General features: G+C 66.5%; 14 protein-coding genes. 9 read left to right on the forward strand and 5 right to left on the reverse strand.

What is annotated here, in order from left to right; all coding sequences use genetic code 11:
* The first annotated feature begins 104 nt into the window (after positions 1–104).
* Entirely contained in the window at positions 105–1,304 is a 1,200-nt protein-coding gene (locus M2351_RS31715; RefSeq protein ID WP_264654291.1) for an IS256 family transposase, read from the forward strand.
* 237 nt (positions 1,305–1,541) lie between these two features.
* Here the strand turns inward: M2351_RS31715 and M2351_RS31720 are convergent, their stop codons facing one another.
* On the reverse strand, positions 1,542–3,068 hold the full coding sequence (locus M2351_RS31720; protein WP_264659998.1) for an IS66 family transposase: 1,527 nt from the start codon (positions 3,066–3,068) through the stop codon (positions 1,542–1,544).
* A gap of 225 nt (positions 3,069–3,293) precedes the next feature.
* Here M2351_RS31720 and M2351_RS31725 point away from each other — a divergent pair, with 225 nt between their 5' ends.
* On the forward strand, positions 3,294–3,800 hold the full coding sequence (locus M2351_RS31725) for a hypothetical protein (RefSeq protein ID WP_264657575.1): 507 nt from the start codon (positions 3,294–3,296) through the stop codon (positions 3,798–3,800).
* A gap of 164 nt (positions 3,801–3,964) precedes the next feature.
* On the opposite strand, the gene M2351_RS31730 is transcribed toward M2351_RS31725, so the two are convergent.
* Complete coding sequence (locus M2351_RS31730) at positions 3,965–4,702, reverse strand: IS1 family transposase (protein WP_264659999.1); 738 nt, start codon at positions 4,700–4,702, stop codon at positions 3,965–3,967.
* 564 nt (positions 4,703–5,266) lie between these two features.
* Here M2351_RS31730 and M2351_RS31735 point away from each other — a divergent pair.
* The gene (locus M2351_RS31735) at positions 5,267–5,626 is read left to right on the forward strand and encodes a hypothetical protein (protein WP_264660000.1); all 360 of its coding nucleotides are present in this window, start codon (positions 5,267–5,269) and stop codon (positions 5,624–5,626) included.
* 109 nt (positions 5,627–5,735) lie between these two features.
* Here the strand turns inward: M2351_RS31735 and M2351_RS31740 are convergent, their stop codons facing one another.
* A complete protein-coding gene (locus M2351_RS31740) occupies positions 5,736–5,951 on the reverse strand; it encodes a hypothetical protein (protein ID WP_264660001.1) in 216 nt (71 codons plus the stop codon).
* 45 nt (positions 5,952–5,996) lie between these two features.
* Here M2351_RS31740 and M2351_RS31745 point away from each other — a divergent pair, with 45 nt between their 5' ends.
* The 3 genes from M2351_RS31745 to M2351_RS31755 are packed head-to-tail and all read left to right on the forward strand — an operon-like array spanning position 5,997 to position 7,872.
* Positions 5,997–6,254 (forward strand): type II toxin-antitoxin system Phd/YefM family antitoxin, encoded by a 258-nt coding sequence (locus M2351_RS31745; protein ID WP_264660002.1) that lies wholly within the window; start codon positions 5,997–5,999, stop codon positions 6,252–6,254.
* Entirely contained in the window at positions 6,254–6,640 is a 387-nt protein-coding gene (locus M2351_RS31750; protein ID WP_264657579.1) for a type II toxin-antitoxin system VapC family toxin, read from the forward strand. The genes M2351_RS31745 and M2351_RS31750 overlap by 1 nt, the downstream gene beginning before the upstream one ends.
* 56 nt (positions 6,641–6,696) lie before the next feature.
* A complete protein-coding gene (locus M2351_RS31755) occupies positions 6,697–7,872 on the forward strand; it encodes a DNA polymerase IV (protein ID WP_264660003.1) in 1,176 nt (391 codons plus the stop codon).
* A 326-nt stretch (positions 7,873–8,198) separates the two neighbouring features.
* Here M2351_RS31755 and M2351_RS31760 read toward each other — a convergent pair whose 3' ends face one another.
* Both M2351_RS31760 and M2351_RS31765 read right to left on the reverse strand, forming a co-directional pair.
* Positions 8,199–8,402 (reverse strand): hypothetical protein, encoded by a 204-nt coding sequence (locus tag M2351_RS31760; RefSeq protein ID WP_264660004.1) that lies wholly within the window; start codon positions 8,400–8,402, stop codon positions 8,199–8,201.
* Between the two features lie 11 nt (positions 8,403–8,413).
* Positions 8,414–8,746, reverse strand: coding sequence for a hypothetical protein (locus M2351_RS31765; RefSeq protein WP_264660005.1), 333 nt, complete (start codon positions 8,744–8,746; stop codon positions 8,414–8,416).
* Between the two features lie 299 nt (positions 8,747–9,045).
* On the opposite strand from M2351_RS31765, the gene recD2 reads away from it, so the two are divergent.
* The 3 genes from recD2 (at position 9,046) to M2351_RS31780 (ending at position 15,108) form a co-directional block, all read left to right on the forward strand.
* The gene (gene recD2, locus M2351_RS31770; RefSeq protein WP_264660006.1) at positions 9,046–11,226 is read left to right on the forward strand and encodes an SF1B family DNA helicase RecD2; all 2,181 of its coding nucleotides are present in this window, start codon (positions 9,046–9,048) and stop codon (positions 11,224–11,226) included.
* Positions 11,227–11,237: 11 nt separating this feature from the next.
* A complete protein-coding gene (locus M2351_RS31775; protein ID WP_264660007.1) occupies positions 11,238–12,686 on the forward strand; it encodes a DUF6880 family protein in 1,449 nt (482 codons plus the stop codon).
* Positions 12,687–12,828: 142 nt separating this feature from the next.
* Complete coding sequence (locus M2351_RS31780) at positions 12,829–15,108, forward strand: 2OG-Fe(II) oxygenase (RefSeq protein WP_264660008.1); 2,280 nt, start codon at positions 12,829–12,831, stop codon at positions 15,106–15,108.
* Positions 15,109–15,503 lie beyond the last annotated feature (395 nt).

Below are 15,503 nucleotides of genomic sequence, written 5' to 3' on the forward strand. Positions count from 1 at the left end.
CCCATAGCTGGCGCAGGCGGGCCGGCCGTTCGGGAGCGGCGGTCACCGTGTTCTTCGGCTAAGTTGAGGTTGCTTAACGACCATCAACCAAGACGGAGACCACGATGACCGAGGACAGGATCGCTCTTCAGGAGCTGATTGGGAAGAGCGCCGATGCCGACTTTCTGCGCGAGATGGTCGGCTTCGCCGCCCAGCGCCTGATGGAGCTGGAGGTGGAGAGCCTGTGCGGCGCCGGGTATGGCGAACGCAGCGAGGACCGCCAGACCAAGCGCAACGGCTACCGGGAGCGGACCTGGGAGACGCGCGCCGGGGCCATCGACCTGCGCATCCCCAAGCTGCGGCGCGGCTCCTACTTCCCGGCCTTCCTGGAGCCGCGCCGCACCGCGGAGAAGGCGCTAATCGCGGTGATTCAGGAGGCCTACGTGCAGGGCATCTCGACGCGCAACGTCGATGATCTGGTCAAGGCGATGGGCATGACCGGCATCTCCAAGAGCCAGGTCAGCCGCCTGTGCCAGGACATCGACGAGCGCGTGCAGGCGTTCCTGAACCGGCCGCTGGAAGGCGACTGGCCCTTTGTGTGGCTGGATGCGACCTACGTGAAAGTGCGCCAGGACGGCCGCATCGTCTCGCTCGCCGCCATACTGGCCATCGGCGTCAACAGCGATGGCCGGCGCGAGGTGCTGGGGCTCGGCCTCGGGCTGTCGGAAGCCGAGACCTTCTGGACCGATTTCCTGCGCACCCTCACCCGCCGGGGCCTACGCGGCGTAAAGCTGGTGATCGCCGATGCGCATCTCGGGCTGAAGGCCGCCGCTTCCAAGGTGCTGGGCGCCACACTTCAACGCTGTCGTGTTCATTGCATGAGGAATCTCCTCGCCTGCGTCGGCAAGGCGCACCAGACGATGGTCGCGGCCACCATTCGCACCGCCTTTGCCCAGGAGACCGCTGAGGCGGCGCATGAGCAGTGGCGCCGGGTGGCCGACAGCCTGCGGCCGCGCTTTTCCAAGCTGGCGGCGCTGATGGACGAGGCGGAGTTCGACGTGCTGGCCTACATGAAGTACCCCAAGGACCTGCGCACCAAATTGCACAGCACGAATCCTCTGGAGCGGCTGAATGGCGAGATCAAGCGGCGCACCAACGTCGTCGGCATCTTCCCTGGCGAAGGGGCGGTTGTGCGCCTCGTCGGCGCCTTGCTGCTGGAGCAGCATGATGAATGGGCGGTGGCCCGGCGCTACATGACCATGGAAAGCCTGGCCGAGCTGTGCCACCCTCACACCCCTGATCCGCTGTCCATCGCAGCGGAGTAGACCGGCGGCCTCAACCCGCCGAAGAGCACAGAGGCCCCCTCAGACACCACGCCTCGGGGCACGATCCCTACGGCGGTGGCCTGGTGGCCATCCTTGACCTCCGCGCCCGGCGCTGTTCGGCCAGGATTACGGTTGGGACGGAGGGATGGTTCTTCTGATTGAACAAAGGGATAGAAAGATTGAAAATGTGAACGGAAAACCCCCTTGACACGGAAGGCCCCATACAAGTCCGGGCGTTCAGGCCATCGCTGAGCGCATTCTGACGAGGCCGGGCAAGTAAGAGGCCTCGGCTCCGGCCGCGCCGAGGCGGTGGCCGAGAAAGTCCCAGAAGGAGACGCCGAGCTTGGCGCAGGTCAGCAACAGGCCGGCGAAGGCATCCCGACCGTCACGCCCCGGATCGGACTGGGTGCCGCCGGAGACCTTGCGCTTGGTGACCTGCGGGCGCAGGTCACGCTCCGAGCCGTTGGTGTTGAGCGGCACCTCCGGGCGGTCCAGCACCACCAGCAACTCGTCCTTGTTGGCGTGCAAGCGGTCCAGCAGGCGGTCGAGTGTGGCGAAGCCCGTACGCCGACGGAACAGGCGATCGAAGCGCGTCAGCAACGCGGAGCGTCGGCGTCGATCGGGAGCCCGCCGATAAGCTTTCAGGTCGGCGTAGAACCACCAGATCAGCGCCCGCACGCGCTGCTGGGCGGCGTACTGCCGGTCGGTGAAGGTGTCGAGCTTGTGCACCAGTCGCTCCGCGTGCACCCAACATAAAGCATGATGATCAACGGCGAATTGGCCGGCATCGTCGGACAGGATCACGGTGTCGGGCAGCAGGCCGTGCGCCTTGATGGCGCCCCACACCGCCCCTTCGGTGGCGATCAGCACCGGATCGGGCGCCACCGTCAGCCCGGTGATTCCAAGCCCGTCGAGATGCTGCAGCCACGCCGCGTGGTCGGGGAAGTGGCGGATGGGATCGGCGGCCAGCCGGGCGATGAGCGCTCCCGACAGAGCCCGCTGCCGCAGGTACGCCAGGGCGTGGGCGTTGATCACGCAATCGCCATAGCCGGCCCGCAGCACCTCCAGAAAGTTCAGCCGGCTCTTGGAGCCGGTGGTGGCGAAGGCGGTGAAATGATCGTTGCCGACCTGCGTGCAGAAGGCGTTCTGGCGTTGGTGCCGGGCGCCGGTGTCATCAACGCTGATCCACGCCGCGGTTTCCAGCCCGGCCCGCAGCACCGCGCGGGCCTCAGCGCGGAAGGTCTGCGTCCCGGTGTTGAGAACGCGCACGAGCTGCCGCTTGGAGATCGCGATGCCGAAGGCCCGCAGTTGGCTCACCAGGCGCGGCATGGTCACTTGCCCCTGATGGTACTGCAGCAGCACGAAGCGGCGCAGCTCCGGCCCGAAATGGCCGGTGATCCCCGCCGGCATGGGGGCGACCAGCGTCTCGCCGGCTGGGGTCACCCAGCGCTCCCGGCGGATGCGCACCACGTGCGGGCGCACCACGAGATCCTGGACGACAAAGTCCTCATGGCCCTTGAAGCGCGAACCGGCCGGCGCATCCAGTTTGATGATCCGGTCCTCCTGGATCACCAGCCGCTCGGTCTTGCGCCGCTTCTGGCCGCGTTTGCCGCCACCCACCGCTTTGGGCTCGGTCTTCGGCTCCATGCCGCTCGGCCGGATCACCGGCCGGCCTTTCACGCCCTTGAGTGCGGCGACCTCCGCCCGCAGATCCGCAATCGCCTGCTTCAGGGCCGCGTTGTCCGCCAGCAGGCGTTCGGTCAATCCTTCGAGATCGCCGCGCGACAGCTCGGATAGAGGTAGCTTCTCAGGAGGGCTCACCCCCAGAAACATGAGACCTGGGCAGGCCAAAGCCAACCCTGGCCCGTGTCAGGCCTGCCCGGCTTTTTGCCCCACGTACAACGATAACACCTTACGCCTTTGAGTTTGCGAGGGATTCGGACTTAGAGTTATTCTCGGTGTCGTTACCAACCCCTGAGGGAGGAGACCATGGGCAAGCGTCTCGCGGGAGTGATCGGGGGTACGATCTTCGCCATCGCCCTGGGGGCCGGCGGAGCGGTGGCCCAAGACGGCGGTCAGTGGAACAGCAAGGCCGTGCTGGTCGTCATTGGGACCAAGGCCGTGACGCTGGAGGACCAACCGGGTCACATGATTGCCATCACGGAATTCGACGGGGCGGCGTTCAACTCCGATGGCAAGCCGTTCCTCGACAAGGCCCGGTATCAGGTCACGGATATCACCGACACGGCCGGGCAGGAGATCGGGTACAAGACCTTCACCGAGCCGGATGGGTCCAAAGTCTACGCCCGATACCTGCTGAAGGAAAAGAAGAAGGACGGGGCACAGACCGTCTGGAACGGCACCTGGGAGTTCACGGGCGGCACGGGCAAGTACCGAGGCATCACCGGCCGGGGCAGTTATCACGTCGTCTCGGTCAGCGACACCGCCGTATGGGACGAACTGACGGGCGAGTACAAGGTCGCCCCGTCGCAATGACCAACGGGCCGGGGTTTTCCCGGCCCTTTTTGCGTTAGGCCACGTCGAGCTGTTGGGCGATGTTGATGACCTAAAGTTGCCACCTATCCAGAAACCGGAGAGATACATCGCTCTCACTGCCTCCGGGCACTCACACGGAGGGTGTCACGGGGTAATGACGCAGTTTAGGCAAGAGCCTTGCGCTGGAGCGAAATGCCGGGAAGCCGGTGCATTTCTGGACCAGCCTCATCGTTGACATGGAGATGGGCAAAAAGAGCCATACGGCGGTTCACCATGGCCTTGCTCTTGCAGACGATGATCGACTTGCGGCGGCAGGTTCCGACCCAATGCCGCTGGCGGCCATTGTTGCGCTCCAGGGCGACACTCTGGTCCTTGCCCTGATAATGCCGCCCGACCGGCATGACCGCGTCGTAGACGGCGAACTGATCGGTGCAAAACAGGCGCGCCCCCCAGCGTTGCAGACGCTCGTACAGACGCCGGAAGGTGGCTTCGTCGCGCTTGCCGCATTCCCAGTCGATCAGGCGTCCTCTGTCGCGGTCGTACGCCTTCCAGATCCAGAGTTTCTGCGCCTTGCAGCCGAGATAATGCCACATCTCATCGATCTCGATGACGGTGACCGGCTCCGGGATCGGCTTGGAGCAATGCCGGTCCACATACTGGCAGACCCAACGCAGCACGGACTGGCCGGTCGTGCCGAGCAACTTGCCGACGGCGCGCAACGACAGCCCATGCCCGTACAGCGTCACCGCCGCTTGCTTCGTCGGCTCCGGCACCGGTATGTCCGGCAGGCGCGTGAACTGAAAGCCGCAACTTCGGCACAACCAGCGTTGCTTGCCCAGCACGTGGCCGGATTTCACCACCCGCACGCTGCCGCAGCGCGGGCACCACGGTCGCTCACCCAAATCGGCCCTTCCTCGTTAAATGAGCCGATTACATAGGATGCGTCATTACCCCGTGACACCCTCCTCACACGATGGCACAGCCAGCCGTTTGTCCGTTATGCGGGGAGGCCGCCGTCAGGGCGAGGCGCTGCGGTGTGACGTCCCGAGGAGAAACGGCCGTCAGTTGCGCACACCGCCTAGAATTGACGGTCACGTAAGGAACGGTTGAGCGCGCTGGCAAGCTACAGGGCTCCGCGATATGGTCCGTGTTCTGATCGGGTCCTGACAACCGGTCGCGATCACGCGACTCAAGGATGTGCTCATCCCACACGCCATGGAACCACTGAGGATGATCGGGCCGTTCTTGAAAATCTGCTCCAGGATCATGGTCTTCAGCACTGCGGTGGCCGGCTCATTCAAAGACATAAATCTAATCCTTCGAAAATGCCTCGAGATTATGATGCATTTGAGGCACAGCCAGAAGTGCTGGTGACACACATTGAGCCCATCAGGCTTGCCTCACGGAAGACATCGGATTTATCCAGAACACAGTTCGTAAGACGACCTTCAGTCAACGGGGGAGCCATGCGCTCTGTATTTGTGGCGATCGTTGCTTCCGTGGCCGCTGTTACCACGACCGCCTTAGCTGATGGCAAGCGCGACATGACAGTTTTGAACCGAACGGGTTCGGACATCGCGGAAATCTACGTCTCGCCAGCTGGAGCAGCGCGTTGGAATGACAACGTCATGGACCAGGAAGTGCTGCAGGATGGTGACCTGGTCAGCGTTCATCTGAGTGAGGATAACGCCTGTGTCGCTGACGTCATGGTGGTCTTTGACGACGAAGAAACCGTGGAATGGAGCGGTCTCGACCTCTGCCGGGCCTCGTCGGTTGCGCTCCGCCATGACCGCTCGGCACGGCGAACTTGGGCGGAGCACCTCTGAGGCTCGCGCGTCATTGATCAAGCACACCATTGCGTTCTGGTCCGCGGTCGATGTGGTTGATGACGAAACTGTTCTGATACTGCGCGAGCAGCAACGGTGCGGAGCACGGTTACTTCAGGTCGGAAAGGCAAGTCGTCAGTGAAGCGATCGCGTCGGTGTTGCGCCAGGCAAGGTGTGTTGCCGTACGCAGCCGCTCGGAAGGGTCCCGGCGCCTTGCGCGATCGGCAAGGCCGACGGCGATGTCGACGTAAGCCGACGCGTCCGAGGCAACGGTGTGGGTGATGCCGATCCCCTCACGCGCGATCGACTTGACTAACTTGACCAATTACGTCCGTCGCGCTAACTTGGCCACGTTGGTTAGGGAGGAGTCATGGATCAGATCAGCCTGTACGACGCCAAAACCCATCTGTCGGGCCTGGTCGACCGCGCGGCCGCCGGGGAGGAGTTCGTCATCGCCAAGAACGGCGTTCCCATGGCCAAGCTGGTGCCGTTTCCCAAGCCGAACGGGCCGCGCACGCCGGCGCGCGCGCTGGGCCTGACCCGCATCGCGCCGGACTTCGACGATCCCGATGCGGACATCGAGGCGCTGTTCGCGGGCGAGGAGACCGGCGGCGAGGGCCGCGTCTGATGGACCTCCTGCTCGACACACACGTGTTTCTCTGGTGGGATGCCGGCGCCGACCCGATCAGCCCGGCCGTGCGCGCCGCCATCGCCGATCCGGACAATCGGGTCTACGTAAGCGCCGCGTCCGTGTGGGAGATCGCGATCAAGGCCGGGAAGGGGAAGCTCGCCTTCTCCGGGTCGCCCAGCAGCGCCATCGCCCAGAACGCTTTCCTGCCGCTGCCCATGACGCCCGAGCACGCGGAGCGTGCCGGGGGGCTCGACTGGGCGCACCCGGACCCGTTCGACCGCATGCTCGTGGCGCAGGCTGAAAAGGAAAGCCTGACGCTGGTCCACGCCGACGGGGTGATCGCCGACTACAAAGGCGTCGCCCAGCTGTGGGCGCGCGCCTGACGAAGCCGCTCGCGCCGAAGGGCGCCAGGCCCGCTGTCGAACCGGAAAAGCGCCGCATGGAGCTGGACACGGTGTGCCGGGATTGCGCCGCCGCCCTGCGGGGCGGCCCGTCGCGCTGTCCGAAGTGCGGCGGCCGCCGGCTCGTCACGCATCCAGAGCTCCACGCGCTCAGCATCGCGCACATCGACTGCGACGCCTTTTACGCCACGGTGGAGAAGCGCGACCGGCCGGAACTTGCCGGCAAGCCGGTCATCGTCGGCGGCGATCACAGGGGCGTGGTGGCGGCCTGCGATTACACAGCGCGCCTGTCTGGCGTGCGTTCGGCGATGTCGATCCGCGAGGCTCTGGAACGTTGCCCCGACGCCGTCATCATCCCGCCGGACATGGCGAAGTACAAAGCCGTTGGGTATCGTGCCCGCGAGATTATGGGCGCCTTTACTGACCTGGTCCAGCCGCTCTCCATCGACGAAGCCTTCCTCGATCTGTCCGGCGTGCGTGAACGCCTGAGCATCAGCCCGGCCCAGGCCCTGGTGGAGATCGTCCGCCGCTTCGAAGGCGAGCTGCGCATCACCGCCTCCATCGGGCTCGGGCCGAACAAGCTGATGAGCAAGATCGGCTCTGACCAGGACAAGCCGCGGGGCTTCTTCGTCGTCGGCCGGGCAGAAGCCGCCGCCTTTCTAGCGCCCAAGCGGGTCACCATCCTGTGGGGGGTCGGCCCGGCGTTGGAGCGGAAGCTGTGGGCCGACGGCATCACCACCGTCGGCGACCTCCAGAGTAAGGACGAGCTGTGGCTGGCCAGGCGCTATGGACGTATGGGGCCGGTGTTGTACCGCTTTGCGCGGGGCGAGGACGACCGCCGGGTCGAGCCGGAAGGTCCCAGCAAATCGATTTCCGCGGAAACGACCTTTGACTGGGACGTGTCGACGGCCGCGGCGCTCCGGGAGGAGCTGCGCCCGCTGGCGGAGAAGGTGGAGCGCCGCATGGCGCGGGAAGGGGTGCGCGGCCGCAGCATTGTGGTGAAGTTCAAAGCCGCCGACTTCACCCAGTTCACCCGCTCCCGCCGCGTCGAGCCAACCCGTTCGGCCGAAGACATCCTCCAGGTCGCTGACGAAATCCTGGAGGCTGAAGCCGATGGTCGGGCTTTCCGGCTCATCGGCGTCGGCTGTACGGACCTGATCAACCCGGCGGAGGATCCGGAACCCGACCTGTTCGGATTCTCCGGGAGTCCGTAGATCGCTTGAGGAGGCTTCCCTGAGCGCCGGCTTAGAGAAGGGCGGCCGCTCCAAGTGTCAATTGCACAAACCAAGCGCTCATTTGGAATCAATTTCCATAAGTTCCCTTATAAGGCTTATGCTTGACGGTGGGGTTGATTCTATCCTTAAGTGCAACTTTTGTGTCAGTGCAAGGGCTTACCGGGCCAAGGGGCCGCGGCTCACGGCGTCGTTAGGTGCCTGGGACGCCGGCCACAGCGCTGGTCGCGACAGCGAAGGCACAGCGTCCGTGCTCCCGGCGTCTCTCGGCAGCCGGTCGGACATCTGATGTGCAGTCGTGGAGCCGCTCACGGGACCGGGCGCCAATGCTTGCGGTCGCCCAGCGCGTCGACGCTGACGAGGAGTTCGTCGCTGGGCAGGCCGTCCTCCAGGAGCAGGCGGGCGTGCGGGAGTTGGCCCGGCTTGTCGACGAGGGCGGTGACGACGTAGATCTTGGGCGAGCCGGCCGCCCGGGTGAAGCGGTCCCCGACCTGAACCGAAGCGCGTGCCATCTCCCCTCCCCTCACGGAAGGCCGGCGAGCTCGTCGAGCAGCTGCTGGTACTGGTTGGGCGGCAGCGCCCGTTTGTCCGCGGCCATGCGGCGCAGGGCCTCAATGCCCGCCGGCGTGAAGGTCGCCTTCAGCCAGTGCGCGCCGTCGTCCACCAGAGACAACAGGCCACGCTCGATCATGCTCTGCACCGCGGCGGCCGGCTTGGGCTGGCCCTTGTGCGGGCCGGTCGCCCAGCGCTTGACCAGGATGCCGTCATGAATGGAACGAGCGCTGTTGAGCCGGAGCATGAACTCGCGCCGGATCAGGTCGCGCTCCTTGGGCAGAAAGTCAGGCGTGGCGGTCATCGTTGCTCATGGTGTGTCGAAGCGGCGCTGAGATGTAGCGCGCTCGGCTGAGGGAGAGAAGAGGCCCGAGTGGATTGGCCGCCCGGCAAAGGGGCCAAAGCCATGCCGCGGGTGCGCGGCTCCAATCACAAAGCGATGTTGAATGCCGAGCCCGCTCCCGTTTTTGAAGGAAGTCCTCGGATGGTATCGCGGCGACGGGTGGTCCGCGTGTGAAGCATCCAGCTCGGTGTTGGACCGTTGCAGCCGAAAAGATGGGTTGTGCGCCGGTGGGCACGGGCTGCATCATGGATCGAATGAGCATGCCCGCGCAGAGTACCGTCGCGCGTGAGCCGTTGTCCGGCCTGGTCGAGCGCGTCACCTTCCACAGCCCAGAGACGGGCTTTTGTGTGCTGCGCACCAAGGTGCGCGGGCAGCGCGATCTGATCACCGTCGTCGGGCACGCGGCGATGATCAGCGCCGGCGAGTTCATCCAAGCCTCCGGAACCTGGGTCAACGACCGCACTCACGGGCTGCAGTTCAAGGCGGACTTCCTGCGCGCCACCCCACCGACCACCACCGAAGGCATCGAGAAATACCTGGGTTCCGGGCTGATCAAGGGGATTGGGCCGGTCTATGCGAAGAAGCTGGTGAAGGCCTTCGGCGACGCGGTCTTCGACGTGATCGAACAGAACCCCGACAAACTGCGCGAGGTGACCGGCATCGGGCCGAAGCGCGCCCAGCGCATCGTCGCCGGCTGGGCCGATCAGAAGATCATCCGCGAGATCATGGTCTTCCTGCACAGCCACGGCGTCGGCACCTCGCGCGCCGTGCGCATCTTCAAGACCTATGGGCCGGACGCGATTCAGCTCATCACCGAGAACCCGTATCGGCTGGCCCGCGACATCCGCGGCATCGGCTTCAAGACTGCCGATGCTGTCGCCGCCAAGCTCGGCATTGCGAAGACGGCAATGATCCGGGCGCGGGCCGGCATCAGCTTCGCCCTGTCCGAGGCGACCGGCGAAGGGCACTGCGGCCTGCCCATGGCGGAGCTGATCCCCTTGACGGAGAAGCTGCTGGAGATCGAGGCGCCGATCATCGAAACCGCGCTTGGCCTGGAATTGAAGGAAGGCATTGTCGTCGCCGACACACTAGGGGGCGAGCCGTGCGTCTTTCTCGCTGGCCTGTACCGGGCGGAGCAAACGATCGCCGAGCGGCTGCGCCGGCTGAGTGCGGACGCGGTGCCGTGGCCGGCGATCGACGCCGACAAGGCGCTCCCCTGGGTCGAGCAGAAGGCCGGCATCACGCTGGCCGACAGCCAACGCGCTGCCCTGCGGCAGGCGCTGGCCTCCAAGGTGCTGGTCATCACCGGCGGCCCCGGCGTCGGCAAGACCACGCTGGTCAACAGCATCCTCAAGGTGCTGCGCGCCAAGGGCGTGGCGATCGCTCTGGCGGCCCCGACCGGCCGGGCCGCCAAACGGCTGAACGAAAGCACGGGGTTGGAGGCTAAGACCATTCACCGGCTGCTCGAGACCGACCCGCAGAACGGCGGCTTCAAACGCGACGAGACCAACCCGCTGGAGTGCGACCTGCTGGTGGTGGACGAAACCAGCATGGTCGACGTGCCGCTGATGAACGCGCTGCTGCGCGCCGTGCCGCCACGCGCCGCTCTGCTGCTGGTCGGCGACGTGGACCAGCTGCCGTCCGTCGGCCCGGGCCAAGTGCTGGGCGATGTCATCGCCAGCGGCGCCGTACCGGTGGTGCGGTTGACCGAGGTCTTCCGCCAGGCGGCGACCAGCCGCATCGTGGTCAACGCCCACCGTATCAACGCTGGCCGGATGCCGGAGTGGCCGAAGGCCGGCGAGGAGAGCGACTTTTACTTCGTCGAGGCGGCCACGCCCGAGAGCGGCGTGGGCACGCTGATCGAGATCGTCCGCAACCGCATCCCCAAGCGCTTCGGCTTCGATCCAGTGCGCGACATCCAGGTGCTGTGCCCAATGAACCGCGGCGGGCTCGGGGCGCGCTCCCTCAACATCGAGCTGCAGGCGGCGCTCAACCCGCCCGGCGCGCTGCGCGTCGAGCGCTTCGGCTGGACCTTCGGGGTGGGCGACAAGGTGATGCAGATCGAGAACGACTACGACAAGGACGTCTACAACGGCGACCTTGGCGTCGTCTCGGCCATTGACCCGGAGGACGGCACGCTCACGGCGGCGTTCGATGGTCGCCCGGTCACCTATGAGTTCGGCGAGTTGGACGAAATCGTCCTGGCCTACGCCACCACCATCCACAAGAGCCAAGGCTCCGAATACCCGGTGGTGGTGATTCCCGTCACGACGCAACACTACACCATGCTGCAGCGTAACCTGATCTACACCGGCGTAACCCGTGGCAAGCGGCTGGTCATCATGATCGGTCAGAGGCGGGCGCTGGCGATGGCGGTGCGCGGGGTGCTCGGCCGACGGCGCTGGTCGAAGCTCCGGGAGTGGCTTTCCGCCGCGAAATGAGTATCGTCGCCATGACCGCACACAAGGACGAGGCCATGGCACGGGGGAAGGAGATCACCGCCGACAAGCTGGAGGCGCTCGGAGCGAAGCGGCTGGCCGACCTGCTTGCCGAGTTGGCCGCCGCCGACCCGGTCGTGCGCAAGGCCGCCAAGCTGGCCCTAGCCGCGGGGGAGAGCCCGACCAAGCTGGTCGCCGCGATCGACAAACGCCTGCGCACCATCGCCCGCTCCAAGAGCTTCATCGCGTGGGACAAGCGCAAGCCCCTGGTCCAGGAGCTCGACAACCTGCGCACCACCATCGTCGCCACGCTCGCGCCCGTCGACGCCCGGGCGGCGGCGGAGCGCATGGTGGACTTCCTCAACCTCTCCGACACGCTGTACGAGCGGGTCGACGACGGCGCCGGCACGGTGGCGGTGTTTCGCCGTGCGGTCGAGGACCTCGGGCGCTTGTGGGCCCAGCTTCCGGCGGTCGACCCGGAGGCGCTGGCCCGCCTTGCCCTGGCTTTGCTCCGGTCCAACGAGTACGGCGTGAAGGACGGCGTCGTCTCCGCCCTGGGCCCGGCCCTGGGAGCGGACGGGCGGGCACGGCTGAAGGCCATGCTCCAGGAAGCCCTCGGTGCGGCGCCAAAGGCGCGCGGAAAGGACCGAGGCTTTGACGACCGGCGCTTCACGCTGGCGCAAGCGCTGGCCGAGCTGGCGGACGTGGAGGACGACGTCGACGGCTTCATTGCCGCGGTCCAGGCGCAGGGCAGCGGGGTCGGGGACGCAGTCGCGGTGGCCAAGCGCCTGCTCAAGGCGGGGCGGGCACAGGACGCGCTCGCGTGGCTTGACCGCGTTCCCGACCGCCGCCGCAACCCGGACCTCGAGGAGCTGCTGTATTTTGGCGGCTGGCCGAAGGACGAGGCGACTGACCTGCGCATCGCCGCCCTCGATGCCTTGGGTCGCAAGGACGAGGCGCAGCGGCTCCGCTGGACCAGCTTCACCGAAACGCTCGACGCCGACCACCTGCGCGACTTCCTCAAGCGCCTGCCCGACTTCGAGGATTTCGAGGCCGAGGAAAAGGCCAAGGAGATCGCCCGCCGCTTTCCCGACCCGCACCGGGCGCTGGCCTTCTTCGTCGCTTGGCGCGACGTTCACGGCGCCGCGCAGCTGGTCCGCGAGCGGCTGGAGGAGTTCGACGGCCGCGACTACCGCACGCTGCCGGCCGCCGCCGAGGCGCTCGCCGGCAAGCACCCGGTCGCGGCCACCCTGCTCTACCGGCGCATGATCGAGAGTATCCTCGGCCGCGCCAGCGCCAGCCAGTACGGCTACGCCGTGCGCGATGTGCGCCATTGCGAAAGCCTGGCCGGGCAGCTGCCGGAGGACGCCGGCATCGAGAGCCACGACGCCTTCATGGCCCGCCTGCGCCAGGAGCACGGCCGCAAGGCCAAGTTTTGGGAGCTCCTCCGCGACGGTGGCTGAGTTAAGACCGTCGCATTGAGCGTTGCCTTTGTCAGCGCGCCGATGGCCCTTCGTCCGCGCACCACCGAATGGGCGATTGTCCAAGGACAGCGGATTGGGATCATATCACCCGGTAAGCGCCTCGCCGGAGCAGGGATCCTTTATGCCGTCTCTCACCGTTGACCTCGCCGCGCTGTTGAGCACGGTTCGCCGGCCCGGGGACTTTGTCGCCTCCGGCACCACCGAGCTGCTGGCGCCCCTGATCGAGGTCGACGGCGTTGGTCCCATCGCTCTGCCGCTTCTGCCGGTCCAGGCGGAACAACTCGTTGGCGTGGCCGAACGCGCACCTTATGGCCGCGGTCCGGAGACCATAGTCGATGCAACGACGCGGCGGACCTGGCAGATCGCCGCCAATCGCGTCCATATCCGGGGCCGCCATTGGCAACAAACGCTGGATGGCATCCTGGCGCGTGTGGCCGCGGGGCTGGGCGTGAGCGAACCGGTTTCCGCGGACCTCTACAAGCTGCTGCTCTACGGCCCGGGCGATTTCTTCGTCAGCCACCGCGACACGGAAAAGGCTCCCGGCATGTTCGCCACGCTGGTGATCGCCTTGCCGTCCTTGTCCAGTGGCGGCGAACTCATCGTGCGGCACAAGGAGCGCGAGGTCCAGGTTGACCTGAGCAGTGAGGAGCCGTCGGAGGTGGCGTTTGCCGCCTTCTACGCCGACTGTCCCCACGAGGTCCGGCCCGTCACCGCCGGCCACCGGCTGGTACTGGTCTACAACTTGCTGCGCCCGCGGCGGGGACCGCTCCCCATGCCCCCGGACCACGATCGCGAAACGGCGCGCGCCGCGGCACTCCTCAATGGCTGGGCAAGGGCCAGGCGAGGGCCTGAGGATGAGGCGCCCGAAAAATTGATCTATCCGCTGGAGCATGCCTACACGTTGGCCGAACTCGGGTTTGCGGCGTTGAAGGGGGCTGATGCGGCGGTGGCGGGCGTGCTCGCCGCGGCGGCACAGCAGGCCGACTGCGACCTCAACTTGGCCCTGATGGTGATCGAGGAGAGCGGCCCCGCCGAGTACGCGGGGTCGTACCGTCGCCGCTGGTCGGAGCCGGACGAGGACGAGTTCGAGGTCATCGAGGTCAGCGAGCGCTCGGCGGTTCTCACCAATTGGCGGTCGCTCGACGGCACGCCCACACCGCTCGGGGACATTCCGGTCGAGGATGAGGACGTCGCGCCGCCTGGTGCCCTGGATGACCTCGAGCCGGATGAGGAGCACTTTCTGGAGGCGACCGGCAACGAAGGCGCTTCCTTCGAGCGCACCTACCGCCGAGCGGCCCTGGTGCTGTGGCCGCGCACCGGGTTTCTCGCCGTGTTGAGCCAAGCCGGCCTGGCCACTACCCTGCCCTATCTGGAGACCCTGACCGATCGATGGGAGGCCGTCGGGGGCGACCGCCGCTCCCCACTGTGGCAGCAGGCCCACGCGCTGTCCAAGCACATGCTGGCGCGCTGGGCGGGCCGCGACTGGCCAGGGCATGGGCGAGCACCGAGCGACACCGCGCGCATGCTGGGCCTGCTGAGCCGGCTCGCCGACGCGCCACGGATCGCCGCAGCCCTCGAAGGGCTCGCCGCTCGCGGTGGCTTCAGCAAGGAGGACGCCGACGCCATCATCGGCGCCGCCGGTGTATTGGCGCCCAAGCGGGCCAACGCGCTCATTGCGCGCCTCATCGCCGCAAGAGCCGGCACATCGCTGGACGCCTGCGGCGCGCTGTTGGCCCGTGCCGCCACCGCGTGGCCGCCGGAGCGGCAAGCCGGCCTGATCGATGTTGCTACAATCCTGGTCGACGCCCTGCCCGGCGATCCGGCCCGCGCGGTGCCACGCGATGCCTGGTCAGGCGGCGTGATCCCTGTGTCGCCGGGCTTTGTCGTCGATCTCCTCACCGCACTCGGGGCGATCGACTCCGCGTTGGCCGCGCGCGCAGGCGCGTATTTGCTAGCGTGGCCGGCAACGTACCATGTCGACAGGGTGCTCGTTCCGGCCGTGATAAAACTCGTCGCCGCGCCCGCAACCCGAGGAATGGCGGCGGTCGAACGGCTGCGTGACGCATGCCTCACTCACCTGCGCGCCCGCATCGCTGAGCCCCTCGAGGCACCACAGGACTGGCGGCGGAAGGCAGCGCGCGTCTGTTCATGCCCGCATTGTCGCGACCTCGACGATTTCCTCGACGAACCCACCCAGAAGGTTTGGGTGTTCAAAGCCGCCGAACCACTGCGCAGCCATGTCGAGGGAACGATCCAGCGGGTACGGAGCGATGTCGATGTGACCACCGATCGGCGGGGACGCCCCTACCGCTTGGTCGCCACCAAGAACCAGGCCAGCTACGAGCGACGGGTAAGGCAACGCAAGCATGACCTGGAAAACGTGGCACGTCTGCAAACCTGATTGGTCGTCGCGGCCGTGGACACGAACGCCGCGCAATGTCCAGCGTTGCCCCCATGAACACTTGTCCGGCACGATCACGGTGCGTTATGGCGATGATCGGAGATTGTCAAACCAACCGGTGCCATGCCGCTGCTTGCCAAGGGATTGGATGGGACTGTCTTCCACGCCTGGGCGATGTCGCCAGCTGCGTGGAATGAGCTGAAAGCCAAGTACCGGGACCGGGGCCTCAGCGCGTCCTGCTGTGGCCGGGCGGTCATTCCGGTCCGCTCATCGACGGGCTGGCAGAGTTCTTCCGCCATGTTCCGGGCAAGGCTTGCGCCGGCCGGGAAAGCCCGGACCACATTGTGGCCAAAAGCGTGATCGCCCGCGCCGCCGCGACACTCGGCCTCGCCGTA

Source organism: Azospirillum canadense, assembly GCF_025961225.1.
In the GTDB taxonomy this organism is placed as follows: Bacteria; Pseudomonadota; Alphaproteobacteria; order Azospirillales; family Azospirillaceae; genus Azospirillum; species Azospirillum canadense.

What these genes read in the sequence shown, in the direction of transcription:
- M2351_RS31715 (WP_264654291.1), top strand. Translation starts at nt 105, where the DNA reads ATGACCGAGGACAGGATCGCTCTTCAGGAGCTGATTGGGAAGAGCGCC.
- M2351_RS31725 (WP_264657575.1), top strand. Translation starts at nt 3,294, where the DNA reads ATGGGCAAGCGTCTCGCGGGAGTGATCGGGGGTACGATCTTCGCCATC.
- M2351_RS31735 (WP_264660000.1), top strand. Translation starts at nt 5,267, where the DNA reads ATGCGCTCTGTATTTGTGGCGATCGTTGCTTCCGTGGCCGCTGTTACC.
- M2351_RS31745 (WP_264660002.1), top strand. Translation starts at nt 5,997, where the DNA reads ATGGATCAGATCAGCCTGTACGACGCCAAAACCCATCTGTCGGGCCTG.
- M2351_RS31750 (WP_264657579.1), top strand. Translation starts at nt 6,254, where the DNA reads ATGGACCTCCTGCTCGACACACACGTGTTTCTCTGGTGGGATGCCGGC.
- M2351_RS31755 (WP_264660003.1), top strand. Translation starts at nt 6,697, where the DNA reads ATGGAGCTGGACACGGTGTGCCGGGATTGCGCCGCCGCCCTGCGGGGC.
- M2351_RS31760 (WP_264660004.1), bottom strand. Translation starts at nt 8,402, where the DNA reads ATGGCACGCGCTTCGGTTCAGGTCGGGGACCGCTTCACCCGGGCGGCC.
- M2351_RS31765 (WP_264660005.1), bottom strand. Translation starts at nt 8,746, where the DNA reads ATGACCGCCACGCCTGACTTTCTGCCCAAGGAGCGCGACCTGATCCGG.
- recD2 (WP_264660006.1), top strand. Translation starts at nt 9,046, where the DNA reads ATGCCCGCGCAGAGTACCGTCGCGCGTGAGCCGTTGTCCGGCCTGGTC.
- M2351_RS31775 (WP_264660007.1), top strand. Translation starts at nt 11,238, where the DNA reads ATGACCGCACACAAGGACGAGGCCATGGCACGGGGGAAGGAGATCACC.
- M2351_RS31780 (WP_264660008.1), top strand. Translation starts at nt 12,829, where the DNA reads ATGCCGTCTCTCACCGTTGACCTCGCCGCGCTGTTGAGCACGGTTCGC.